The sequence below is a fragment of the Peribacillus sp. TH27 genome, from assembly GCF_016650915.1.
Taxonomy (GTDB): domain Bacteria; phylum Bacillota; class Bacilli; order Bacillales; family DSM-1321; genus Peribacillus; species Peribacillus butanolivorans.
The window spans coordinates 5,487,540-5,511,733 of record NZ_JAEKEV010000002.1 but is presented as its reverse complement, the minus strand read 5'-3'; the positions used below and the strand labels follow the sequence as shown (position 1 = coordinate 5,511,733).

Below are 24,194 nucleotides of genomic sequence, written 5' to 3'. Positions count from 1 at the left end.
AATTTTATTTCTATTCGTGAATTTTCCACACCATTAAACCCTACATATTACCAAATAAACCTACATATCCCTAAGAATCTCTACATAAAAAGTTTAGTTCAATACTTTTCACTCCTCTTGGTAACTCTGCCAGAGGATCCATATGGATTTATTTTGGGATAATCTGAACAGGACAACTTAAGTTAGTATGTTTTAACACACTATCATTTCCATAATCTATAATCTTTTAACCATTCTCCCTTCACCACACATGTACTACATAGGTTCTAATTGATTAGCAGTTTCGATTTTCCCCTTCCCCCTTTTAGTATTATCAAAATTTACTTTTTTGCAGTTAATTTGGGGATAGTTGTATAATATATCAATTGTTAAATTTGTTTGAAAGGTTGTTTTGAATGAGCTATTTAAAAATCTACATCTTACTTATCGGAATCATGATTACTTGGGGGTTAAACGTTTCTGTTATTAAAATTTTAGTTGAACATACCCAACCTGTGACAATTACCTCTTTAAGAATTTTTGCGGCTTCTTTAATAGTTTCCCTTATCCTCTACTTTCTTGGTCTAATACGTCTCCCTAAAAAAAACGAACTTTTTTACGTTTTCGGAGGCGCCCTTTTAAGTGTGGTTTTTCATCATTATTTTTTAGCGGAAGGGTTAACAAAAACGTCAGCTACAAATGCTGGATTGATTTTGGGAATGGGGCCAATTTTGACAGTCATATTATCAATGATATTTTTCCGTAAAAAGCCGACCATTATCCGATTTCTTGGTTTTGTTTGTGGTGCTCTTGGTGTGAGTTTTACCGTTTTGGCAGGAAGTGGTGGTATTCATTCTATTAATCTGGGAGATGTGGATATCTTACTCTCCATTCTTTCACAAGCGTTAAGTTTTATTTTAATTAATCAAGCTTCAAAAACAATGGATCCACGCTTATTAACCGGCTATATGATGTTAATAGGATCTTTTATTCTTTTCGCCATCAGCTTATGGAAGGAACCAGATGGCTTAGCATTACTCGCTTCTGCTCCACCTTCCATATGGGTAGCTTTCATTTTCTCAGCAGTGATTGCCACGGCACTTGGGCATCTGGGCTATAATTACGCCATTGGTAAGGTTGGTGCGGCCGAATCCTCTATATTTCTTAATTTAAACACCTTATTTTCTTTAGTCGGGGCAGCCATTTTTCTTAATGAAGCCATTGTTCCTGCACATTTCTTGGGTCTTATCTTCATTATTTCAGGAGTCCTGCTTGGATCGGGGGCATTAGAAATATGGATTCTTCAGAGAAAAAATAAAGGTATATCTGCATAGTTGCAATCAACTTAGATTGAAGATGTTGCTAGTCTATAATCCTTGAACAGACTTCGAACTTATACAAGAGGGGTCTGGGGGCTAACCTTATATATTGAGAGACCATTAACCTTCCAAAATAGTACAATAATAAAGTACATATATTGAAAGTTAATGGTCTCAAAATGTTTAATTCACCTTTACGTATTTTGTCCCCTCGACACTTAATATTTATTGCGGATTCATTCAGCAGGTAATTTCAATAATTTTTAATCTGAGGAAAATATACTGATTTTTGAGCCATCCTTCATTTACAAACCTTCTGGAAATATAACTTCATTTCAATAATATCCGTATTTTTTTGTTTTTGTAATTTAATTTCAACATCATAATTTTATTAGGATTCTAAAACGGGTTAAGCAAATACATAACTGTCTTTCTACTAAAATATAAATATTCGCCAGATATAACACATTTGAAGATTATCTGCCTAACCATCCACCATCAATAGATAATAAATGACCATGAACATAACCTGCTGCCTCCGAAGCTAAGAATACAACAGCCCCCTTAAAATCTTCCGAGTTTCCCCAGCGCCCCGCTGGAATTCGTTCAAGTATTTGCCTGTTTCTTGCAGCATCATTGATTAGAGCCTCATTCATATCTGTAGCTATATAACCTGGAACAATGGCATTTACATTCACATTGTATTGTGCCCATTCATTAGACAACGCTTTTGTTAGCTGTGCTACTCCGCCTTTTGCTGCTGCATACGCTGGGACGGTTAATCCCCCTTGAAAAGAGAGCAGAGAGGCCATATTAATAATCTTCCCTTTTCTTTGTGGTACCATATACCGACCTGCATCTGACATAAAAGCCAAACTGTTTTTAAATTCACCTGGATCACATCATCCCAATCGGATTCTGGAAAATCGACTGAAGGTGAGCGGCGCTGAATACCAGCATTATTAACTAAAATATCAATCTTTCCAAAATGCGCGACGACACTAGGAATTGCTTCCTTTACTTGATTTAAATCTTCTAAATCACAGGGAATAATCAAGCATTTTCTTCCTAATTTTTCAATTTCGTACTTTACATCAACTTGTTCAACCGAACGCTGAAGTAGTGCAATGTTTGCACCCGCTTCTGCTAATGCTATAGCCATAGAACGTCCTATTCCTCTAGTAGCCCCTGTCACCGCTGCAACTTTTCCCTCTAATCCAAATAAATTAACTACCATATCTTCACCTCTTTCGTTTAATCCGGCCAAATAATATCTTTAAAGATACATCCGGGATCTCCATTAATCCAAAATCCTGCACAATTTCTTCAAGCGGCAATTTCACTGAACTGAATGGCCTCAATCATTCCTTTTCCTATTAAGGGAATAGGCTTTTCAAAGTCCCCCCGACTGTAGCATCTTGTCGTCGTTCTGAACTCATGGCACATAGCACGAGGGGCTTTTGCTATTGGGGGCTTTCCAAAATAAATCACCGACGAGAAAACATCTTTACCTTGATGAGGGCTTCCCAGTAATGTTGTGTACTTATCGACAATCTTAATAAATAAATATAAAAAGAGACTGCCTGGACGTTACCGACAGTCTGTACTACCCTGGTTTCCTTTTTAAAGAGAAAACATGTTACTCATGCTCATGATCGTGCCTGATATTCTGACGGTATGTAAAAAAACAGCTTAGTCCAAATATTACTAGCCTAATACAAGGCAGGAACAGAGTACAAGTATGGCCGAATCCCCAATACACGCCCGTAAGTGTGGACCGCAATATTTTTTTCTTATTGCCTGCTGTAGTTGCCTCTGCAATAACATTCTCCGGTACTAACGCATGTTTTTTCCCTAATAAGAATCCAATGTAAGAATCGACACAAGACTCAATTTTCTTTCTCCTCCCCAAGACACTTCCATACTTCTTCATACACTTGTTTAAGTGGTATATTGTTCTCAACAGCAATTTTCCGACAGTCCTCAAATTCAGGTGCTTGTTGCACGAGCTGCCCGCCATATACCCCTTTCTTTACCGTTACCGCGCCCCATAGTGAATGTACTTTGGAAAATGAGCGTTCAAGCCTGTGCACCGTAAGCGGATAGTAGCGGATACCAAGAGTCGTTGTTTCAGCAAATAATATCTTTTTCATTTCGGGAATCATCTGTTGTGAACAGAGAAGCTGCAACAATACTCCCGGTCGATTTTTTTTCATAAAAATCGGCGTATAAAAAACATCATTTGCCCCTGATTCAAACAGCAAATCCATTACATAGCCTAGCCATTCACCGGAAATATCATCTAGATTAACTTCCATTTTGATCATTTGGTCATCGATATGCTCGTGATCAGGTGGGTGGTTCATTGCATCTCTCCTATGATAATGCGAAGGACGTTCGGGTGATTTTTAAATGTTTTTGTTCCCGCACCATAGCCGATTGATTTGACAGTCATGGTCGGGAGCGGACAAAATGATTCTGCTAAAACAGCTGCGATTGCAGCCCCTGTGGGCGTAGCCAATTCCGATCGAATATCGCTTGCGGCAATCGGTACACCTTTTAATATTTCCAGTGTAGCAGGTGCAGGAACCGGGTATATACCGTGATCAATATGAATATGTCCAGACCCCGTTGGGATGGCTGATGAAAGTACCGATTGAATACCGAGTTGATTGATTAAAATTGCTGTTCCAATTATATCTATAATCGAATCAACCGCTCCTACTTCGTGAAAGTGAACTTTCTCGAGGGGAAGCCCGTGGATGTGCCCTTCAGCTTCACCAATCTTCTTAAAAATAGCAAGTGACATGTTCTTAACCGATGCATTAAAGTTAGCCTCATTGATTATCTCGACAATTTGTTTGTACGTGCGGTGATCATGATGATGATGGTGTTCATGGCTATTACTGTTGGAGTGACTATGTTCATTGTGATCAAGAATTTGACTTTGCTCGTGATCATGGCTATGGTCGTTGGAGTGACTATGTTCGTGATGGTGATGGTGTTCATGACTATGGATGTGTTCATGAAGGCGCTCCGGTTTTCTGGAAAGAATGACATCAAATTTTGTACTGGCAATACCATTTTTAACAACTTTTTCCCAGGACAGAGTATATTCTTCTTCAATATTTAGCTTTTTTAACTCTTCTTCCATTTGAAAAGGATCGGCACCTGCATCAATCAAAGCACCAATTACCATGTCGCCGCTTATGCCAGAAAAACAGTCAAAATATAATGTCCTCATCATTGACCTCCTTTTTATGTACGAGTTTGTAAATGAGCGCTGCGTTGTATGCCGCACCAAATCCATTATCAATGTTGACAACGCTTACACCTGATGCGCATGAATTGAGCATCGATAAAAGTGCCGATAATCCGTTGAAATTCGCACCATAGCCAACACTTGTTGGCACAGCAATAATCGGATTCATGACAAGGCCTCCTAGCACGCTCGGAAGCGCTCCCTCCATTCCCGCGACGCATACCGAAACAGTCGCATTTCGTATTTCGTCTATATTATCAAGAAGTCGGTGCAGCCCTGCGACACCCACATCGTAAATACGCCTGACTGGAATACCTAAAGTTTCGGCCGTGACGGCTGCTTCTTCCGCAACGGGCAAGTCCGATGTCCCAGCACACACAATCGCGATATATGAACCATTAGTTTTCTTCTTTTCTTTAACCCATGCGAGTGTCCGTGCAATCTCGTTGTACTCAAATTCCCCACATTCTTTTTGTACAAATAACGCTTTTTCTCGAGAAATACGTGTCACTAGTACAGAATCATTCCTAGCCCGTAACGATTGAACAATCGTTAAAATTTGTTCTGCTGTTTTCCCTTCTCCAAATACAATTTCGGGAAAGCCTTGTCTTTTTTTACGATGATGATCAATTTTTACAAACCCTAAATTTTCATAGGATGCAAGTTTTGTTTTTGCTTCCGCTGCTGTCAATGTACCATTTTGTACCTGCTCTAGAATATCGTCAATCATACCATTTCTTCCTTTTTAAGCGCTAAATTCATACTCCCGCTTGTATAGCCCGTGAGATCCAAAGAGACATATTTATAACCAAATTGCTTCAGACGTTTCGTAATTAAAACGTGATATTCAAGCACAAGTGGCATATCAGCAGGATCTACTTCTATACGGGCGGTATCCTCATGGGTCCGAACACGCACCTGGTGAATATCTAATGATTTTAAATAAGCCTCTGACTTATCTACTTTCGTCAATTTTTCTTTCGTAATGATTTCGCCGTAGGCTATACGTGATGATAGGCAGGCAAATGATGGTTTATCCCAAGTTGGTAAACCTACTTCTTTAGACAACACTCTTATTTCTTCTTTGAATAAATTCGCTTCTTGAAGAGGTCCCCGGATGCCTTTTTCTTTTGCTGCTTTCATGCCTGGACGAAATTCATTCGCATCATCGGCAATAACCCCATAAATAATATTATTAAATTCATAATCTTCAAGAATAGGAAGCAAGTGGTCAAATAAACTACTTTTACAAAAGTAACAGCGATTTTGGTTATTTTCTGTATATCCTGGAATGGCTAACTCTGATGTTTGAATGACACGATGGCTGGCACCGATCCATTTTGAGAGCATAATGGCTTCTTCCAGCTCGCTCGACGGATAAGTTTCCGAATCCGCTGTAATGGCTAACACGTTGTCATATCCCAAAGTATCAATTGCAACTTTAAGCAAAAATGTGCTGTCTACCCCTCCTGAAAATGCGACCACAACAGTCTCCATCTTTACAAGAATATCCTGAAGTTTTTTGTATTTTTCTTGTATCATGCCAAATTGTTCTCCTTTCTTGATAAAATAATACTAATTTTATCCTCCTGTACTGCTAACAGGAACACCTGTAAGTGCCACATAAAGATTGAACAGAGGCTCTACAGGGATTTTTTTAAGTTGCCAATGACAAAATGGAGAAGGTGGAAATGGCTCCAGTTTTTTTTACGTTTTATTTCATCCCTATTTCCCTATAAAGCCCCGCGTATTAGCTTCGGTTTACTCTAATTATTTTGTACAATAGCAGAGAATTTTTTGGCCGTTTCTTCCAGTTCAGTGTAATCTTCCTCTGAAAGCAATTTCTTTGGGTTGATTAAAGAACTGCCGATTCCCGCTGCGACGGCACCTGCCTTTAAAAAGGAAGCGAGGTTATCCAAATTAACACCGCCAGTCGGCATTAGAGGGATGTGAGGCAGCGGACCTTTAAGATTTTTAAAGTAACCAACCCCAAGTGCATCTGCCGGAAATACTTTAATAACGTCGGCTCCATGCTCGTAAGCTGTCAAAATTTCAGTTGGTGTAAGCGCACCGGGGATGCTAATAATGCCATAGCGCTTTGCCATTTTAATCGTTTCAATATTGACGGTTGGCGAAAAGATAAATTCCGCTCCAGCCATGATGACCGAACGAGCCGTTTCTGGATCCAATACTGTACCGGCACCCACTATGATATCATCGCCGAACTCCTCTTTTACTTTATCAATTAACTCGCAAACTTTGGGTGTTTCTACTGTTATTTCGAGTGTTCGGATTCCACCTTTATTCAGGGCTCTGGCGATTGGTACAATTTGATCGGGACGTGCACCACGAATAACGGCGACTAACTTCCCTTGTTTCAGCTCTACTAGTTTAGTCATTCTTTTCCACCTTTCTACCTAGTCACATCTTCTGCTCCGCCACTCATAAATAAATCGAGGTCGTCACGTATCGGCAAACCCTCTACATCGCCATTTACCATCGTTACCATTGCTCCCATGGCATTTCCGCGCCGTGCAGCTTCTTCTAACGCCAGTCCATCAAGAAGGCCGGAGAGTACACCAGATGCAAAAGCGTCCCCAGCACCGATTGGGTCTACGACACGATCTACAAAAAATCCTGGTACGTGTGTTTTCGGTACAGACGGGGATGAAATTAGAGAACCTTCTTTGCCCAATTTCAGCAAAACTGTTTCGACTCCAAGTTCATGAAAATGATCGATAAACTGCTCCGGTGTGTAGGAACCGAATAAAAATTCAGCTTCTGCCACACCCGGCATGACGATATCACTTTCCGATGCGTATTTTGTAATGAAGTGACGTGCTTCATTTTCATCCGCCCATATTTTCAACCGAATATTCGGATCGAAGACGATTTTTGTTCCGGTTTCCTTGGCAATGCGGATCGCTTTGTCTATGAGCAACTGGCACGACTCACCAAGTGCAGGAGTAATACCGGTAATGTGTAAGTAAACGGCGTCTTGAATCACATGTTCCGCCAGTAATTCTGCTGTCATTTTGCTAGCCGCCGAATCTTTACGGTAGTAATAGACTCGCGTATCATTTAGCCGCCTGAATTCTTTGAAAAAGACTCCGGTCGGCGCATTAGCATCTCGTGTTACATATGAGACATCGACACCTTCACCGCGAATAAACGAGTGCATCGCATCGCCAAATTCATCCTCACCGAGACGGCTTATCCAGCGTGACCTGTGACCGAGACGGCTTAACCCGATCGCGACATTGGATTCCGCACCGCCGAACTTCATTGAAAAAGAGCGGGCGTGGCGAAGGGGTCCTTCTTCATTCGGGGTAAATACTGTCATCGTTTCTCCGATTGTTACAACATCCATATCATCAACTTCTTTCTCTCATGTTAGGCTTTAACGTGATTAGAAAGCGTACCGATTCTTTCAATACTGACGTTCATCCGGTCACCGTTTTTCAACCAGACTTTCGGATTACGTCCCATTCCAACGCCAGGTGGTGTACCAGTTGCAATCAAATCACCTGGCTTTAGCGTCATGGACTGTGATAAAAATGAGATGATTTGCGGAACGGTAAAAATTAAGTTACTTGTATTGGAATCCTGCATCATTTCTCCGTTTAATTCAAGGGAAATCGCCAGCTCATGGGGATCACCCACTTCATCATGTGTAACGACAACAGGACCTATTGGCGCAAATGTGTCCGCCGTTTTGCCGCGTGACCACTGGCCATCCTGAAATTGCAAATCCCGCGCGCTAATGTCATTCATAATTGTATAGCCAAAGACGTAGTCATTCGCCTCTTCTTCTGACACATTTTTCGCTTTTTTTCCAATGACAATCGCAAGCTCTGCTTCAAAATCGACTTCTTTTGAATTAATTGGGATTTCAATAACATCATTTTGACCGACAATCGCATTCGCATATTTTGAAAAAATGACCGGTGAAGCCGGCGGCTCCATCCCAGTTTCCGTGCAATGATCTATATAGTTCAGCCCGACGCAAATGATTTTTTCCGGCTGTGCGATCGGTGGGAGGAATTTTACTTCTGATAGTGAGAATTTTGCATCGTCATTACCCCGTTGCTCGATTAACTGTTCAGCACGTTTACGCAACTCGCTTCCTCGTTCTATAAACGTTTTCATACAAGCAGGAAAATCATCTGGACCGAGTGCCGTTAAACTTATGATTTGATCATCTTGTACGATGCCGATATGATGGTCGGATTTTACCGAAAAAGATGCTATTTTCATATTTTTATCCTTTCTTACGTCAACGCGTATGGTGTTTTTTCGCCGTTTAAGACCTGAACGATATTTTTCGCTGCTTTTTGACGAAGTTCAATCATCGCTTCCTCAGAATACCAGGCGCTGTGCGGTGTGATGATGACATTGTCCATTTTGAGAAGCGGGCTATCGATGCTGACCGGCTCATCTTCTGTAACATCAAGTGCGGCACCTGCAATTATCCCTTTTTCAAGTGCTTCAGCGAGTGCTTTTTCATCGATTATCGGCCCACGAGCTGTGTTAATGATGACCGCGTTTCTTTTCATTTGTTTTAAGCGCTCCTCATTGATCAGATGAAACGTATCATCAATTAGCGGTACATGTACTGACAAATAATCAGCTTCACTAATAATTTCTTCGAGATTCATTTTTTGAACGCCGACGGCTGCCATATCTTCTGCCGATACGAATGGATCGTATGCAGCCGTTTTAAAGCCGAGCGGTTTCACCTTTTCCACGAAACGACGCGGAATACGACCAAAACCAAGAACCCCAACCGTTTGCTCGTTAAAACGATGAATCGGCACACAAGCTTTAAAGTCCCAGTTACCTTTTTTTACCTCATTGTTTAACAGCGTCACTTTGCGCGCCCATGAAAGCAAAAGCGCCAATGCATGGTTCGAAACTTCTTCCATACCATAATCAGGTACATTGGCAACAGTAATCCCCTTTTCTTTCGCCGCATCGAGATCAATTGTATTGACCCCGACACCGTAGCGGGATATGATTTTCGTGTTTTCAAGTGATCCAATGACACGGCGTGAGACAGGAGCATATTGATTTAAAATCGCATCCACTTCTTTTGCCAACTCAATAACTTCTTCTTCTGTTTTGCATTGCGCTTTTATGAAATCAATGTCCAATCCGCTTTCTTTAAAAACGTCTTCTTCATATTGCAAATGCTCAAATTCATAATCCGTTAATAATATTTTAAAGGCCATTTAGACTCCACTCCCACATATGGTATTAAACCCCTTTAGGTCAGGGGGATTCCTCCCGTTTCAGGTGAAAATCATTTATTTCGCAGCTGCTTTTTCGACTTTCGCAATTCCGAGGCCTTCCGCACCAAGTTTCGATGTTTTCGCTTCTGGATAATATCGTTCAATCATTTGAATTCCAATTGCGGCACGGCGTACACGTTCATGTGCAAGTGAGATGTTCGTACTCTCCCATTGTTTCCCAGATGGGTATACATCAGGGTGATTACGAAGACCAAATTTGATGTAAACTGGCGCCAATACACGGATAATTTCCGGTATTTCATAATAGCGCAAAAAGCCGCCAAATGTATCCGGTACCTCGACATACAAATCAATTGGAATGTCTATTGCTTGACGAATCGCTGCAAGTTTAGAAAGCGTCAATGCAGGTGGCACGTTGTACGTATTCGCTCCGATGTCTTCCATTAATTTAACGGATACTGGATTGGCTGACCCCATTTGGACCGAAACTTTTACAACAAAATCTTCCGGCAACTGTCGGTGCTTTTTCATTTCTTTCGTTATAAGAAGAAGTCCTTCATCTGCAACTAACGCACCCCGTAGACCAAGAGCTGCTCCTCTTTTCAAATCTTCCATTGCATAAACAAGCTGGTCAGCACCTTCATGGCGTATCCCCTGTGATTTGCCCCCAGGTGTAAGCGGTCCCGCACTGACATCCCATGAACCTCGGGGACCGACAAACAAACTAAGCTCCATTCCACGTTCTGCTGTCATTTCACACATTTCTTTAATTTCTTCATCCGTTTGTAGCATGATGCCGCTTCCTTGAGATATTCTGTGAATCGTTAAGCCTAAGCGGTCAATTTCTTTCAATGTTTCTTTTAGTGCAACTGGACCTTCTACACTTGGAAGCTCAATGCGGTATTGCGCCCCGTCTGGAAATGTTTTCGTTGATGTCGGAAGTTCTTTAAGATCAGTTGATGGGTAGCCTAATTGCTCGAGCAAGTCGCGTGATTCTTTCATTATTGGACACCTTCTTTCATATCAATATTTTTTAAAAGAGCCGTTACTTTGTCACGCAAATCAGCCGGGAATACATCACACGGAGCACGGTGTCCAGCGGATACGTCAAACCAGCGCTGATGAACGGCTTCTTTCATGGCAGTAAAAAATGTCGGTCCGTACGTGTAGATATCCATCAGCTTTGAAATCATTTGATGATTTTTCTGTGCTTTTTCCAGATCACCTTTTTGATATGAATTATATAAATCAACGGATATTTCAGGTGCAAAAACAGCGCTTCCGTTAATGCTACCCGCTGCACCAATCATTTGAGCTGGAAGTAAATGCTCATCAAATGCAGAAAAGACACGGAAATCACTGCGAACTTTTTTCACTTCGGTCAGGACTTGCCGCAGGTGGCCGAAATCACTGACTGTTTCTTTAATACCGGCAATATTTGAATGATCTACTACTAATCTTTTAATCAATTCTACCGATATATTTTGTCCTGTTAAAAGTGGAATGTTATAAATGAACACTTGTAGATTTGTGTGATCAGCTACGCTGGAATAATAACGGTATAATTGTTCGTCAGACAGTTTCCAGTAATATGGGTTGACTACAAGAACCCCATCAGCTCCATGCTCTTCTGCATAAGAAGTTAATTCATGTACCTCTTTTAATGCGGTATGTCCAACGCCAACCATAACCGGCACTCGACCGTTAATGTGCTTAATCATTTCGCGTACGTATAGCTTTCGTTCTTCTGTTGTAAGTGATGAGAACTCACCTGAACTTCCCATCAATAAAATACCGTCAATATTCCGTGAAATTATTTGATCCATATAGCTTCTGTTCAGCTCTATATCTAAATTTCCCGCTTCGTCAAAAAGAGTGACTACCGGCGGAATGATTCCATGAAAATTCATTGTTTTGACCTCCTCTTTTTTACCATTCAGCGATACTTCCGTCTTCATGACGCCAAATTGGGTTTTTCCAATCATGTCCTATTTCTGCTGCCTGCTTCACTTTTTCTTCGTCAATTTCTAACCCAAGACCCGGTTTATCCGGAATGTTCACATAACCATTTTCATAGTCAAATATTTCAGAATTTTTAACATAATCGAGAATATCCATCCCTTTGTTGTAATGAATACCAAGGCTTTGCTCCTGAATAATGAAATTCGGCGTCGTAGCATCCAGATGAATCGATGAAGCGAGTGTCATTGGGCCGAGCGGACAGTGCGGCGCAATGGCTACATCATACGCTTCTGCCATCGCGGCAATTTTTTTCCCTTCTAAAATACCACCTGTGTGAGACAGATCCGGCTGAATAATATCGACATAGCCATCTTGAAGAAGCTGCTTAAAGCCCCAGCGAGTATACATCCTTTCACCCGTCGCAATCGGGCACGTCGTGTGCCAGGCAATCTCACGAAGTGCTTCATTATTTTCTGGCAGCACCGGCTCTTCAATGAACATTGGGCGGTATGGTTCGAGTTCTTTCACGATCGTTTTTGACATCGTTTTATGAATCCTCCCGTGAAAATCTACACCAATGCCAAAGTCTTTCCCTACCGCTTCCCGAATTGACGCTACGCGTTCAATGACCGCTTCTACTTTCGAAAAGCTGTCTATGTAGTTCATTTCTTCTGATGCGTTCATTTTGACAGCGAGAAAGCCCTCGTTCTGTTTTTCTTTTGCGGCAGCAACGACATCCACTGGACGATCGCCGCCGACCCACGAGTACACTTTAATTTTTTCACGTGCTTTGCCCCCGAGCATTTGGTATACAGGAATATTAAAGTATTTTCCTTTAATGTCCCATAATGCCTGCTCAATGCCAGAAATGGCACTCATTAAAATAGGGCCTCCTCGGTAAAATCCCCCTCGATAAAGCGTTTGCCAAATGTCTTCAATGTCGTTCGGGTTTCTCCCGATTAAATAATCGGTCAGTTCGTTAACTGCTGCTTTTACCGTTTCAGCACGGCCTTCAACGACAGGCTCCCCCCAGCCAGAAATGCCTTCATCCGTATCGATTTTTAAAAATAGCCAGCGGGGTGGAACTTTGAATAGAGAAATTTTTGTGATTTTCATTTGGCACCTCGCAATGTTTTTTTGGAAGTAGAGAGATCTTCAAATATGAAAACCTCTCTTTCTTTTGTTAAGAACCTTTAATAAAAACCGTTTTTAATGCTGTATAAAATTCTTTCGCCGCTTCACCTTGCTCTCGAGAACCTGTGCTTGATGCCTTCATGCCGCCGAAGGGTGCTTGCAACTCAACGCCTGCGCTTTCTGCGTTAATGCGGACAAGCCCTACTTCGATTTCATCGATGAATTCTAAAATTGAGCTAATATTTGAAGTAAAGATCGATGCACTCAATCCGTATTTCGTATTATTTGCCATGTCAATTGCTTCGACAAGATCGGTTGCTTTTATAAGTGCAATAACTGGTCCAAAAATTTCTTCCTGTGCAATCACCATATCCGTCGTGACGTCTTCAAAAATCGCTGGAGTAATGAAAAAGCCCCTATCGTAATCTCCGCCAGTTAATATCTCTCCGCCATGTATGAGTTTTGCGCCTTCCTGCTTGCCTTTTTCAATGTATTCTTTCACCGTATTAAACTGGCTTTCGCTTGCACACGGACCCATCCAAATACCCTCTTGTAGACCATTGCCAACGGTAATTTTTGCAGTTGCGTCTACAAGTTTTTGTTTAAATTCATCATAGACTTTTGATTCAACGACCACACGACTTGAAGCTGTACATTTTTGGCCAGAAGAACGAAATCCACCGCTGATGACTGCTTCGACTGCTTGATCGATGTTCGCATCTTTCGTCACGATAACTGGATTCTTGCCACCCATTTCAAGCTGATATTTAATGCCACGCGCGGAAGCTGACTTCGCTACACCTTGCCCGACACTTTCAGAACCGGTAAATGTGATTGCATTTAAAAGCGGATGATCGATGAGTCCTTGGCCGATGATAGATCCTGTACCGGTAATGAAGTTCACAACACCCTCTGGGAAGCCGGCTTTTGTGAAGCATTCCATCACTTTTGCTGCTGTAACAGCTCCCTCCGTAGCAGGTTTCCACACGATGGAATTGCCATATACAAGGGCCGGAGCCATTTTCCATATGGGAATCGCAACTGGGAAGTTCCATGGCGTGATAACGCCGACAACACCAAGTGGTGTACGTTTTGTAAACATAAGGGCATCTTTATCAGATGATGGAATAACATCGCCATCTTTGCGCATTCCTTCCCCTGCATAGTAACGTAAGATCGCAACACCTCGTGCCGTTTCGCCTTTTGCTTCGGGTAATGTTTTACCCATTTCGCGGGTCATTGTTTCAGCAATTTCATCGAGGTTTTCTTCTAAGATATTGGCCGTTTTGAAAAGAAGTTGGCTACGTGCAGACTGTCCAAGCTTACGCCAAGCTTTCTTCGCCTTATCCGCAGATACTACCGCTTTGTTCAAGTCATCTTCCGTTGAGCTCTGAACGTAGCCAACCGGTTCTTTATCCGCCGGATTAATGCTTTTAATCGTCTCCATAGAAGATGCGTTTACCCACTCATTGTTAATAAAATTTTTATATGTTTTCGTTGCAAATGTAGTTGATATCATTGTTTTTGGCTCCTTTTTATATTAAAATGTTGGTCCAATTCTCCAAATCCCAAAGTCATGCTGCTTTAATATTTCCGCTTTTGTGAGTTTTCCGTTTGAAACGTGTTGAATTTCATCCATAATGCGCCGGCCCACTTCATCAACGGTTTCTATACCATCGACAATCGTACCTGCATTTAAATCCATATTTTCATTCATCCGCTCAAACATTGGTGTATTCGTTGAAATTTTAATAACAGGTGCAATCGGAGAACCAGTTGGCGTGCCTCGTCCACTTGTAAAGAGAACGATTTGGGCACCGCCTGCGACCATGCCCGTCAATTGCTCAATGTCGTGGCCAGGCGTATCCATCCATACGAGCCCTTTTTTCGTCGGTACCTGTGCATAATCAATGACTTCCTCCAGCCGGGTTGTACCTGATTTTGTCGCAGCCCCTAGTGATTTTTCTTCGAGTGAGCTGAGACCTCCCTCAATGTTGCCCGGACTTGGATTTCCGGTGCGAATGTCTACGCCCATTTGAATCGAGCGGTTTTCCATCATTTTAATAACCGCATAAGCTTTTTTAGCTACCTGGTCGTTTGCTGCCCGGTTAGCTATCAAATGCTCTGCTCCGATGAGTTCAGTCGTTTCTGCTAAAATAGCCGTTCCCCCCTGTTGGACAACCAAATCGCTCGTACGCCCGACTGCTGGGTTCGCCGATAATCCAGAGCATGCATCCGACCCACCGCATTCTGTGCCGACAATCAGCTCGCTAAAATCACATAATTCTCGTTGTACCATCGAGGCATCCTGTACCATTTTGACTGCAATTTTAGCTACTTCTGCAATGGTTTGAAGTGTGCCGCCATGATCCTGTATCGACACCGTTTCGACTGGTTTGCCGCATTTGGCAATCTCATCTCCAATTCGATGCGCCTGATGTGTTTCACAGCCAAGGCCAAGTACAATGACACCGTATACATTTGGATTCATACCCATTCCCGCATAGGTTCTGGCCGTTTGATCATAATCAGTGCCTACTTGCGCACAGCCATGCTGGTGAATAAATGTGACTGTTCCGCTTACCAGCTCTGTTACGCGCTGAGCTGTTTGCGTTGCGCAAGTAATCGTCGGTAAAATCAGAACATGATTCCGGACACCTACGCGTCCATCCTGACGGCGGTAGCCCCAAAACTGCATTTTTTCATTCAGCAATCTTGTCACCCCTTCCTCTTTTGCCTTCTAAATTGTGTACATGAACGTGTGCTCCAGCAGGAATAAAAGCGGAGGCTGCACCGATGACTTCACCGTATTTAATGATGTCTGCTCCATGTTCGATCGCTTTAACTGCGAACTTATGGCCAAAGCGAATCGGTTCAAGAATGGTTACGGTTACAGCGAGGTCATCTTGACCTACTTTCACAACCACTGATGTCTTTTCAGGAATTTCGGATAAGGCAACAGCTACACTATCTTCCTTACTTAAATACAGGGTTTTATATTCGCTCATTTTGTCACTCCTTAAATTGTTTGTACGGCATTACTTTGGATGACGGGGTTATTCAAAATTCCAATGCCTGGAATTTCAATTTCAATCCGATCGTTGTCATACAATGTAAATTCATTCGGTGGAACCACGCATGTACCTGTGAGCAGAACTGTTCCGTCAAAAATAATGTTATCTAACACTAAATACTCTACAAGCTCTTCCAGTTTACGTTTCAGTTGGTTTACTTTTGCTTCTCCGTCAAATACCTTTTCTTCATTTCGATAGATACGGCACATTATTTTAAGGTCATATGGATCCGAAACAGCCTCTTTTAATAAGATGGCCGGTCCGATAGAGCAAGAATTTTTCCATACTTTTGCCTGTGGAAGATAAAGTGGATTCTCACCTTCAATGTCCCTGCAGCTCATATCATTACCTGCGATGTATCCGAGTATCGTCCCTTCTTTGTCGATGACAAGACCAAGCTCTGGCTCCGGGATTTGCCAGTGTGAATCTGAACGTAAGTAAACTGGATCATTCGGTCCTACGGTTCTTGCTGCAGTCGATTTAAAGAAAATCTCGGGACGCACTGCATCATAAACTTTGTCATAGAACGTTTGGCGGTCAAGCTTTCCTTGCGTTGCTTCGTAATTACGTGCTTCCTTGCTTTTTTTATACGTTACACCAGATGCCCATACTTCTGGTGCGTCGATGGGCGTTGTTAATTTAAGACCTTCTAATGGCTGTTTTTCTTCTTCGGCAACTATTTGTTTTACAATATCAAACGCAGTTTTGTTTTTCTGACGTGCCGTTTCAATCAACGACATAAAATCTATAAACGGAAGATCCACCACCTTGTTTTCGTTTGTCACGGCAGCAAGTTGTTTCTCGTTTTCTTTTACATAGCGAATAATTCTCATTTGCTAGTCCCTCCTAAATGGCAGTCACGTTTTATATTTTTTGATATTCATATCCAAGCTCCTGCGAAATTTTACTGCTGCATTCCTTTAATATACGTACATAATACTCGTGTGTTTCTTCATTTACTTTCGATGAAGGCATCGATACGCTCATAGCGGCTATTACTTTGCCTGAATAATCTTTTATTGGCACAGCCAGACAGAAAATTCCTGGTTCGTTTTCTTCATTATCCATTGAATACCCAGCAATACGTGCTTTTTCGATTTCAGCTAAGAACTGTTCTTTTGACCTTATTGATCTTTCGGTTGGTCCTGTATATACATAGCCGTCCAAGAGCAAATCTAGTTCACTATCGGTTTTAGTTGCCACTAGTGATTTACCTACTGCACTTGTATGTATCGGGACACGGCGGCCAATACGAGAATACAAAACCGTAACCCCTCTGCCTTCCACTTTATCGATATATACACCTTCCTGCCCGTCTAATATGACGAGGTGGAGCGTTAAGTTTGTGGTCTCGGAAAGCCATTCAAGATGTTTTCTTGCGACATTACGCAAATCGAGATGGGTCACCACCACGCTCCCCCTCTCTAATAGCTTTAAACCTAGAGAGTATTTGCCATTTTCTTCACCTTGTGAAATATATTGATGCAACTGTAAGGTTTTTAAAAGCGAATGAACCGTGCTTTTATGCAAATTCATTCGTTTGCTTATTTCTGTGATAGTTAATTCCCTGTCACGCTCGTCAAATAAATCCAATATTTTCAATGCGCGCTCCACTGATTGGATGATAGGCATTGTTCTTCACTCCTTCATTTTCTGTCTATCTTTATTTTATCGGATTTATGACGAGCGTTCCTTACTTTATTACTATGTTTTTTTCCAGAAGCAAAATATCCTGTTCATAATCAAGTGTAGCATCTTCTACGACGGCGATTGGTACAACCCCATTTGCCGCATCTGTATGTCCATACATCCGGTTGCTGGCCGCAACCATTTTTTGACGATCTTTCATTCGTTGCTTACGTTCCGTGACCAATGATTGTCTTTCTTCTTTTATATAATCCTCAAACTCATGCACAACCTTTCCGGTAAGAAGTTGAGCGGCATTGACAAAATCAATGCGGCCCTCGCGAAGCTGAAGATGAACAACATCACCCGTTTGGAGGAAACCAATGCCTCCATCTTCATATGCTTCTGGTGTCATATGACCAATAGCGGCGCCGTAAGTGACACCCGAATAGCGGCCGTCGCTAATGATTGTTGCGAGTTTTTTCATAACACGGTTAGCATTAATATGTTGCATCGGTGTAAACATTTCTGGCATACCGAAAGCAATGGGACCCTGCCCTGCGATAATGACGGCAATTTTCAAAGTACCTTGATCAGCCATCTCGTCAAATAATTCCTCGTAAGGTGCATCTTTTATTCGTGACCATTCAGGCTCATTATTGTATTTAAGTGATGCAAGAAGATGATCATGCTCGAACAGCTTTTGCTCTTTTATTTTCGAGAGCAGGCTTGAATCAAGCAGGCCTCTATTGGCATCATCTTCATTTTCGTAATAAAGAACGAATGCTAGCTTATCATCGAACTGATTAAGCTGCGGTGTCGGCATCCCGCTAATTTTCACAACAGCACTTTCAAAAAAGTTTCCTTTTAATACATCTACACCGCTGAATCCACGGCGTGGAGTGGATAAAATAACTTGATTATTCTTTACATTTACTGCCTGAAGGCTGCGTGTAATCGCAAGACGTTCTTTCCACGTTTTTGCGGCGACTGTTGGAACATCCTGATCCATTGGTACACCATTTTCAATAAGTTCGTAAACAAGCGTTTCCATCCCACGGCTTGTGCCACTGCAACACTGCATTGCAAGTGAATAAATGTCACGTCCTTCAGTCAAGCTGTAATCAAATAAATCAGGAATCGGATGTAAATGGTGAATGCGGTCAAGATCCCATAAGCTGAATTTGTATCCTGCATATAGCATGGCAGCTACGATATGCATCATTAAGTTCGTAGAACCACCCGAAGCGCTGTGAATGCGTATTGCATTTTTTATATTCGATGCGACAATGTTGGCCACTCCGTATCGCTCGTCGTTAATCATTACAGAAAAGCTATCAAGCACGGCGTTAATCTGGCGCTGTGATGGTGGATCTGTTAATAGCTCAACTGCTGGATGAACGAGTCCCATGCCTGCAACTAGATGACGTGAACTATTGCCTGTTCCGTTAAAGGCACACACGCCTCCCTGGCCATCACAAGTAGCCACAGCAAGCCTCATTTCAAAATATTTATGCTGTTCTTTCGTCAAGATGCCACGTTCATATGCACGTTCGAATACACCCTGAAATGCAGTATTCGATGAACATTGCAAGATATACGCCATCGTATCACGTAAATCAACCGCTACATCAGCTACACCTTCACTTTCCGCTTTTTTCGCCAGTGCTTCCAATTCTTCTATCACGTCGGCAGGAATTGAACCACCTTCTAATACGTGAGCAGGTGCGAATGTCGCGAAAAAGGGCGCTTCACCGCGGTTGCGACGCACACGGTCGACATGCGCGAGCGCGCTTACAACACCAAGAGGCTGTTTATCACACCCTTGAATAACGAATGCACCATGATAACTGTGAGCTTCAAGCTGATTGACAACCATTTGTGCAACCGCATTTCTGCTTTGAAGTGAGTAACTCATCCCTTGATTGCTTTGTGCAGTTCCATCACACATTACCGGTGTCGAGAAGTGAAACGGCACACCGCCATTTTGCCAGATGCGGATTGCTGCCCGTGCGGACGTTTGGTAATCCATAATGTGCGCCGGGTGATCGGATGAACCGCCGATAATCGCAATACGCGGCGCATTTCTTTCAAGCCGCATATAAATTTCTTCCAGCGTCCAGTCCGGCTTGCCACCTTCATAGGTAGAACCAAGTGTCAATTTGGAGCGGTCAAGCAGACCCGCGACCGTAATCGGTTCATTTGCTTTTCCCTGTACGTTATCTCGGTAAGGGTTAACTTCGTTATCAATGAGCGGATATAGGTGAGTCATTTAAAGCACTCCTTTTCACTATTTTCAAATGAAATCTATTAAAAGAAATAAAGAAGGGTATCTATTAGTCTAAAACCAAGTCTTCTAATTCTGACAAGATTTCTAACTTGCTATTTCTTTCAGCCTCTTCCATCATGCTTTCAGAAATCCAAATTTCACCGATCTCAAGTGTATTTTTTATTCTTACGACTCTTACTTGATTTAAATCGAAGGCATTGCACGTTTTAATTGCAGCTTTTACAGCCAATTCCTGAGTATCTAAAAACATAGGGAGCTTTACAACATCTGTCACGGTGCTGGTGAGTGCATTGGCATACCCTTTTTCCCATTCAATTTCATTCATGACCGCTTTCGTCGTCATATCAGCCATACCGATGCCGTTTGCATTCCCATGAGTTTTCTCGGTAAGTCCAAGGACAACGGTCCGTTTAACTTCTGGACCGCCAGAAGCATAAGGAGTGGCGAAGTTGCCCGTTATGTTTGGATCCATTCCATCTCCGGAAATGTCTTTTCCTAGTTCATTTACAATAAGTACATCCATCTTATCGAAATGAATCTTTGGCATTAACGATTTCGCTTCTATCAACAGTCCCGGCTCAACCTTTTCTAAATCCTCCGCCGGTACAGCTACGATTTTCGCAGGTTTATCGTAGGCATTCTCAATAGTCGCAATGCCGAATATAATCGGAGCTTTCGATAAGGAAATTTTCGCCATCTCAGGTACATGCTCAGCCATATACTTAAAACTATATGCATGAGCTGCTTCGGCTCCTTTTTGTTTACCTAAACCAATTGTGATCATTTTCATTAGACCACTTTCAACCGGCCCACGAAATGCAGTGTGTGGTTTTATCCGATTAATGACTATAATTTTGTCCGATTCATAGGCAAATTTATCGATATATATAGGGAGCCCATTAGGCAACTCATCCAGTTTCACCACTTCCATTGAAGACCTTATTGGCGCTCCAACCACTTCTTCTGTCACACCCAGCTGATGCAACACGTCAATTTGCCCTTCCGCTGTTGCTCCGCCATGGCTCCCCATTGCAGGTACAATAAATGGATTGCCTCCTGCATTCTTAACTGCAGCTGCTGTTTCTCTTACCAATATAGGGAGATCTGCTAGCCCCCTGCTTCCTACAGCAATAGCCACATTGTCATTTTCAATTATTCTTGATAAGACCCCAGCTTCTTTTATCGCCTTTTGCACCTCACCCGCTACATCAGCGAGTTGAGGTGCATGAAATACCTGCCGCACTTTGACCATTTTCGGTAATTGAATTTCTCGTAAAAGCTCAGAGATAATATTCATTATCATTCCTCCATACTGCAGTGCTGTTTAATTACCGCGCACTTTTTCAACTTCGGTCATCATTTCTTCAACAAGATCCGGGCCGAATTTTTGGGCAAACTTGTCCGTCACTGGTTGAATAACTTCCTTCATTTTTGCCATTTCTTCCGGCTTTACTTCGTTGATTTTCATTCCTTCTTCTTCTAGATATTTAAGTGCTTTCTCATTTTCCTTTCTATTAAGTGACCGTTGGTACTCTCCAGCCTCTTGTGCAGCCTCACTCATGATTTTTTGTTCTTCTTCCGATAAGTCATCCCAGAACTTTTTGCTGACAAGGAATACAAATGGTGTATAAACATGCTTTGTAAGGCTTAAGTAGTCTTGTACTTCATTGTATTTTTGCGTTTGAATTGTCGCGAGAGGATTCTCTTGACCATCAACAGTGCCTGTTTCTAATGCGGTGAATACTTCAGAGAAAGCCATGGGAGATGGATTAGCCCCTAACTTTGAAAATGCATCTAAGTGCACTTCATTTTGCATAGTACGTATCTTAAGGCCCTTGAAATCATCAGCTGTTACAACTGGGTGTTTGCTGTTTGTTAAGTTTCGGAAGCCGTTTTCCCAATATCCCAGACCTACTAAATCATGTTCCGGTAATTTATCCAAAAGCTTTTTACCTATAGCACCATCAAGTACTGAATAGGCTTCTTCTTCATTATTAAAGACAAATGGAAAGTCATAGATTCCAAATTCCTTTATCATCCCCACAAGTGGAGAAGTTGAAGGAACTGTTACTTCCTGTAAGCCTCCTTGAAGAGCTTCTGTCATTTTTTGATCATCTCCAAGGGTGGCATCAAAGAAGTTTTGGACTTTCATTTTCCCTCCACTTTTTTCTTCAAGCAGTTCTTTAAATTTGACCATCCCCTGCCCTTGTGGGTGCATTTTACTATTTCCGATACCTGCTTTGATTGTTCTTTCCTGGATACCGTCTGTTGTAGCGCTTTCATTTTGTGCACTTCCACAAGCACTTAAAAGTAATATTCCCGGCAAAATCACACCAGCTGCCAAACGCTTAAGCCAATTATTCATCATATTTCCTCCTAAAATGTTATAACTCTGAGCATACAAATCCAATTACTGGTTTCATTCCATTAGGATGTAAACCATCCTAGGGGGACTAACACTAAGGATGGGAACAAGATTAACAAAATCAAAACAATTACTTCAACGAGCAAGAAAGGCCATATCCCTTTCATGATGTCTTCCATACTGATTTTACTTATCCCACACATGACATTTAAAACGGTTCCAACCGGTGGTGTAAGCAAACCAATGGCATTATTCAGGATAAACAGGACACCAAAGTATACTGGGTCAATTCCTGCTGCTTCAACTAGCGGCATCAAAACAGGTGTGAGAATTAGGATCGTCGGCGTCATATCCATCGCTGTTCCAACTACAATAACTAGCAAGTTAATCATTATTAATAGAAGGAGTGGATGATCCAAAAATGGTTCCAACAAGCCAATTACCTGACCAGGTAAATCAGCTACAGTAATCAGCCAAGATGACACGAGTGCTGCTGCGACCAGAAACATGACCACACTTGTCATTTTTCCGGCATGAACAAAGACATCGTACAAATCTGTCACTTTCATTTCACGATAGATTACTAGACCGACAAATATTGCGTACACTGCAGCCACGACTGCAGCTTCAGTCGGTGTAAATAATCCGAATTTCAATCCCCCAATGATAATGACGGGTAGGAATAGAGCCCATATCCCTTGACGAAGTGAAATAAGTATTTCTTTAATTGAGGCACGAGGTTTAACGGCTACATTATCTTTGCGTGCTATAATGGCCCAGGTAATAGTAAGTCCGACCGCAAGTAGAATCCCCGGAACGATCCCTGCCATAAATAGCTTTGTAATGGACACACCACTGGCTACACCGAAAATAATAAAACCAATACTCGGTGGGATGATTGGGGCAATAATTCCACCAGATGCTATCAACCCGCTTGAACGGTTCACATTATAGCCAGCTTTTGTCATCATTGGTATTAAGATAGCCCCAAGAGCTGCTGTATCAGCAACGGCTGAACCTGATAAACTTGCAAATAATACACTCGCAATTATTGCAACATAGCCAAGTCCTCCTTTGATATGCCCAACCATAGACATTGCCATCTCAACGATACGCCGTGACAATCCACCCCGATTCATTGCCTCCCCCGCCAACATAAAGAACGGAATCGCCATGAGTGGGAAATTATCAGCACCACTGATTAAGTTTTGCGCGATGATTTGACTGTCAAAAATACCAAGAGCGTACATTAACACTACGCTACTTACGAGTAAGGCAAAAGCAATAGGCATTCCCAAAGACATTGCTCCTAGTAAAGATCCGACAAATACACCTATCATCCTTGTTTCTCCTCCTTCCCTTCTATAATTCCTTCTGTTATAAATTCATCACCATGGAGAGAGATTAGCTCTTCAGACTCACTAATACTGACTAATTCTTCGTCCTTAATCTTATTGAAAAAGATCCTATATAAATTGTTAATGATCAATAAACCCATGGAAACACTAACAAGGATACCTGTCCCATATACAAATGCTAATGGCATACCAGTAGCAGGCGCTGTACTATCAATGTTAATCAAAGTCATTTTCCAGCTACCATCCAGGACAAGGAGAAGGACAAACAATATCATCAAATCACTAATAACGAGCACCACTTTTTTCATCTTATTTGGAAGCCTTTTAATGACCATGTCAACACCCAAGTGTTCTTTGTTTTTATAAGCACCAATGGCACCGAGGAACGTCAGCCAGATAAAAAGGTACCTTGACATTTCTTCTGACCAAGTGATACCTGAATTAAAGAAATATCGAAGAACTACATTGCCAAAGACGAGAACAACCATGATCGCTAATGCAGCAGCCATAACAATGTTCAAAGTATTTTCTAATATTCTGGATATTTTACTCATCTTTACATCTCCCCCTTCC

General features: G+C 41.9%; 22 protein-coding genes and 1 pseudogene. 1 reads left to right on the top strand and 22 read right to left on the bottom strand.

What is annotated here, in order from left to right:
• Positions 1–395 precede the first annotated feature (395 nt).
• Positions 396–1,313, top strand: a complete 918-nt coding sequence (locus tag JFU24_RS27985; protein WP_201185246.1) for a DMT family transporter — start codon at positions 396–398, stop codon at positions 1,311–1,313.
• Positions 1,314–1,774: 461 nt separating this feature from the next.
• Here JFU24_RS27985 and JFU24_RS27980 read toward each other — a convergent pair.
• The 22 genes and pseudogenes from JFU24_RS27980 to JFU24_RS27875 form a co-directional block, all read right to left on the bottom strand.
• A pseudogene (locus JFU24_RS27980) lies at positions 1,775–2,535 on the bottom strand (SDR family oxidoreductase).
• A gap of 652 nt (positions 2,536–3,187) precedes the next feature.
• Positions 3,188–3,664 (bottom strand): nickel insertion protein, encoded by a 477-nt coding sequence (gene larC, locus JFU24_RS30900; protein WP_098176427.1) that lies wholly within the window; start codon positions 3,662–3,664, stop codon positions 3,188–3,190.
• Positions 3,661–4,542, bottom strand: a complete 882-nt coding sequence (locus tag JFU24_RS30895; protein ID WP_201224141.1) for a LarC family nickel insertion protein — start codon at positions 4,540–4,542, stop codon at positions 3,661–3,663. The genes larC and JFU24_RS30895 overlap by 4 nt, the downstream gene beginning before the upstream one ends.
• Positions 4,523–5,290: a nickel pincer cofactor biosynthesis protein LarB gene (gene larB, locus JFU24_RS27965; RefSeq protein WP_056520512.1), complete on the bottom strand. Its 768-nt coding sequence runs from the start codon at positions 5,288–5,290 to the stop codon at positions 4,523–4,525. The genes JFU24_RS30895 and larB overlap by 20 nt, the downstream gene beginning before the upstream one ends.
• Positions 5,287–6,102 (bottom strand): ATP-dependent sacrificial sulfur transferase LarE, encoded by an 816-nt coding sequence (gene larE, locus JFU24_RS27960; RefSeq protein ID WP_053346436.1) that lies wholly within the window; start codon positions 6,100–6,102, stop codon positions 5,287–5,289. The genes larB and larE overlap by 4 nt, the downstream gene beginning before the upstream one ends.
• Before the next feature lie 224 nt (positions 6,103–6,326).
• On the bottom strand, positions 6,327–6,959 hold the full coding sequence (locus tag JFU24_RS27955; RefSeq protein WP_201224137.1) for a bifunctional 4-hydroxy-2-oxoglutarate aldolase/2-dehydro-3-deoxy-phosphogluconate aldolase: 633 nt from the start codon (positions 6,957–6,959) through the stop codon (positions 6,327–6,329).
• A gap of 14 nt (positions 6,960–6,973) precedes the next feature.
• On the bottom strand, positions 6,974–7,930 hold the full coding sequence (locus JFU24_RS27950; protein WP_201224135.1) for a sugar kinase: 957 nt from the start codon (positions 7,928–7,930) through the stop codon (positions 6,974–6,976).
• Between the two features lie 23 nt (positions 7,931–7,953).
• On the bottom strand, positions 7,954–8,817 hold the full coding sequence (locus tag JFU24_RS27945; RefSeq protein WP_201185258.1) for a fumarylacetoacetate hydrolase family protein: 864 nt from the start codon (positions 8,815–8,817) through the stop codon (positions 7,954–7,956).
• A 14-nt stretch (positions 8,818–8,831) separates the two neighbouring features.
• Positions 8,832–9,791, bottom strand: a complete 960-nt coding sequence (locus JFU24_RS27940) for a C-terminal binding protein (protein ID WP_201185259.1) — start codon at positions 9,789–9,791, stop codon at positions 8,832–8,834.
• Between the two features lie 75 nt (positions 9,792–9,866).
• Positions 9,867–10,814 (bottom strand): U32 family peptidase, encoded by a 948-nt coding sequence (locus JFU24_RS27935; RefSeq protein ID WP_201224131.1) that lies wholly within the window; start codon positions 10,812–10,814, stop codon positions 9,867–9,869.
• Entirely contained in the window at positions 10,814–11,722 is a 909-nt protein-coding gene (locus JFU24_RS27930) for a dihydrodipicolinate synthase family protein (protein WP_201185261.1), read from the bottom strand. Before JFU24_RS27930 ends, JFU24_RS27935 begins: the two co-directional genes overlap by 1 nt.
• Before the next feature lie 19 nt (positions 11,723–11,741).
• Positions 11,742–12,890 (bottom strand): galactonate dehydratase, encoded by a 1,149-nt coding sequence (gene dgoD, locus JFU24_RS27925; RefSeq protein WP_053346443.1) that lies wholly within the window; start codon positions 12,888–12,890, stop codon positions 11,742–11,744.
• A 67-nt stretch (positions 12,891–12,957) separates the two neighbouring features.
• The gene (gene gucD / locus JFU24_RS27920; protein ID WP_201224129.1) at positions 12,958–14,427 is read right to left on the bottom strand and encodes an alpha-ketoglutaric semialdehyde dehydrogenase GucD; all 1,470 of its coding nucleotides are present in this window, start codon (positions 14,425–14,427) and stop codon (positions 12,958–12,960) included.
• Between the two features lie 21 nt (positions 14,428–14,448).
• Positions 14,449–15,606, bottom strand: a complete 1,158-nt coding sequence (locus tag JFU24_RS27915) for a UxaA family hydrolase (protein ID WP_056520625.1) — start codon at positions 15,604–15,606, stop codon at positions 14,449–14,451.
• A 4-nt stretch (positions 15,607–15,610) separates the two neighbouring features.
• On the bottom strand, positions 15,611–15,916 hold the full coding sequence (locus tag JFU24_RS27910) for a UxaA family hydrolase (protein ID WP_053346444.1): 306 nt from the start codon (positions 15,914–15,916) through the stop codon (positions 15,611–15,613).
• An 11-nt stretch (positions 15,917–15,927) separates the two neighbouring features.
• Positions 15,928–16,815 (bottom strand): fumarylacetoacetate hydrolase family protein, encoded by an 888-nt coding sequence (locus JFU24_RS27905; RefSeq protein WP_201224127.1) that lies wholly within the window; start codon positions 16,813–16,815, stop codon positions 15,928–15,930.
• A gap of 31 nt (positions 16,816–16,846) precedes the next feature.
• The gene (locus JFU24_RS27900) at positions 16,847–17,614 is read right to left on the bottom strand and encodes an IclR family transcriptional regulator (RefSeq protein WP_057219004.1); all 768 of its coding nucleotides are present in this window, start codon (positions 17,612–17,614) and stop codon (positions 16,847–16,849) included.
• A gap of 61 nt (positions 17,615–17,675) precedes the next feature.
• Positions 17,676–19,880 carry a dihydroxy-acid dehydratase domain-containing protein gene (locus JFU24_RS27895; RefSeq protein WP_201224119.1) on the bottom strand — a complete coding sequence of 735 codons (2,205 nt, stop codon included), beginning with the start codon at positions 19,878–19,880 and terminating at the stop codon, positions 17,676–17,678.
• Between the two features lie 64 nt (positions 19,881–19,944).
• Entirely contained in the window at positions 19,945–21,195 is a 1,251-nt protein-coding gene (locus JFU24_RS27890; protein ID WP_201224117.1) for a lactate racemase domain-containing protein, read from the bottom strand.
• 27 nt (positions 21,196–21,222) lie between these two features.
• The gene (locus JFU24_RS27885) at positions 21,223–22,263 is read right to left on the bottom strand and encodes a TRAP transporter substrate-binding protein (protein ID WP_242485406.1); all 1,041 of its coding nucleotides are present in this window, start codon (positions 22,261–22,263) and stop codon (positions 21,223–21,225) included.
• A gap of 62 nt (positions 22,264–22,325) precedes the next feature.
• Positions 22,326–23,603 carry a TRAP transporter large permease subunit gene (locus JFU24_RS27880; protein ID WP_201224113.1) on the bottom strand — a complete coding sequence of 426 codons (1,278 nt, stop codon included), beginning with the start codon at positions 23,601–23,603 and terminating at the stop codon, positions 22,326–22,328.
• Positions 23,600–24,175, bottom strand: a complete 576-nt coding sequence (locus JFU24_RS27875) for a TRAP transporter small permease (RefSeq protein WP_201250790.1) — start codon at positions 24,173–24,175, stop codon at positions 23,600–23,602. The genes JFU24_RS27880 and JFU24_RS27875 overlap by 4 nt, the downstream gene beginning before the upstream one ends.
• Positions 24,176–24,194 lie beyond the last annotated feature (19 nt).

Bases quoted from the DNA above. Each gene is read 5' to 3' on its own strand.
- JFU24_RS27905 (WP_201224127.1), bottom strand. From the start codon at position 16,815: ATGAGAATTATTCGCTATGTAAAAGAAAACGAGAAACAACTTGCTGCC.
- dgoD (WP_053346443.1), bottom strand. From the start codon at position 12,890: ATGAAAATCACAAAAATTTCTCTATTCAAAGTTCCACCCCGCTGGCTA.
- JFU24_RS27935 (WP_201224131.1), bottom strand. From the start codon at position 10,814: ATGAAAGAATCACGCGACTTGCTCGAGCAATTAGGCTACCCATCAACT.
- larB (WP_056520512.1), bottom strand. From the start codon at position 5,290: ATGATTGACGATATTCTAGAGCAGGTACAAAATGGTACATTGACAGCA.
- JFU24_RS27885 (WP_242485406.1), bottom strand. From the start codon at position 22,263: ATGAATAATTGGCTTAAGCGTTTGGCAGCTGGTGTGATTTTGCCGGGA.
- JFU24_RS27930 (WP_201185261.1), bottom strand. From the start codon at position 11,722: ATGAATTTTCATGGAATCATTCCGCCGGTAGTCACTCTTTTTGACGAA.
- gucD (WP_201224129.1), bottom strand. From the start codon at position 14,427: ATGATATCAACTACATTTGCAACGAAAACATATAAAAATTTTATTAAC.
- JFU24_RS27985 (WP_201185246.1), top strand. From the start codon at position 396: ATGAGCTATTTAAAAATCTACATCTTACTTATCGGAATCATGATTACT.
- JFU24_RS27945 (WP_201185258.1), bottom strand. From the start codon at position 8,817: ATGAAAATAGCATCTTTTTCGGTAAAATCCGACCATCATATCGGCATC.
- JFU24_RS27900 (WP_057219004.1), bottom strand. From the start codon at position 17,614: ATGCCTATCATCCAATCAGTGGAGCGCGCATTGAAAATATTGGATTTA.
- larC (WP_098176427.1), bottom strand. From the start codon at position 3,664: ATGAACCACCCACCTGATCACGAGCATATCGATGACCAAATGATCAAA.
- JFU24_RS30895 (WP_201224141.1), bottom strand. From the start codon at position 4,542: ATGAGGACATTATATTTTGACTGTTTTTCTGGCATAAGCGGCGACATG.
- JFU24_RS27890 (WP_201224117.1), bottom strand. From the start codon at position 21,195: ATGAATATTATCTCTGAGCTTTTACGAGAAATTCAATTACCGAAAATG.
- JFU24_RS27880 (WP_201224113.1), bottom strand. From the start codon at position 23,603: ATGATAGGTGTATTTGTCGGATCTTTACTAGGAGCAATGTCTTTGGGA.
- larE (WP_053346436.1), bottom strand. From the start codon at position 6,102: ATGATACAAGAAAAATACAAAAAACTTCAGGATATTCTTGTAAAGATG.
- JFU24_RS27940 (WP_201185259.1), bottom strand. From the start codon at position 9,791: ATGGCCTTTAAAATATTATTAACGGATTATGAATTTGAGCATTTGCAA.
- JFU24_RS27895 (WP_201224119.1), bottom strand. From the start codon at position 19,880: ATGACTCACCTATATCCGCTCATTGATAACGAAGTTAACCCTTACCGA.
- JFU24_RS27950 (WP_201224135.1), bottom strand. From the start codon at position 7,930: ATGGATGTTGTAACAATCGGAGAAACGATGACAGTATTTACCCCGAAT.
- JFU24_RS27875 (WP_201250790.1), bottom strand. From the start codon at position 24,175: ATGAGTAAAATATCCAGAATATTAGAAAATACTTTGAACATTGTTATG.
- JFU24_RS27910 (WP_053346444.1), bottom strand. From the start codon at position 15,916: ATGAGCGAATATAAAACCCTGTATTTAAGTAAGGAAGATAGTGTAGCT.
- JFU24_RS27915 (WP_056520625.1), bottom strand. From the start codon at position 15,606: ATGCAGTTTTGGGGCTACCGCCGTCAGGATGGACGCGTAGGTGTCCGG.
- JFU24_RS27955 (WP_201224137.1), bottom strand. From the start codon at position 6,959: ATGACTAAACTAGTAGAGCTGAAACAAGGGAAGTTAGTCGCCGTTATT.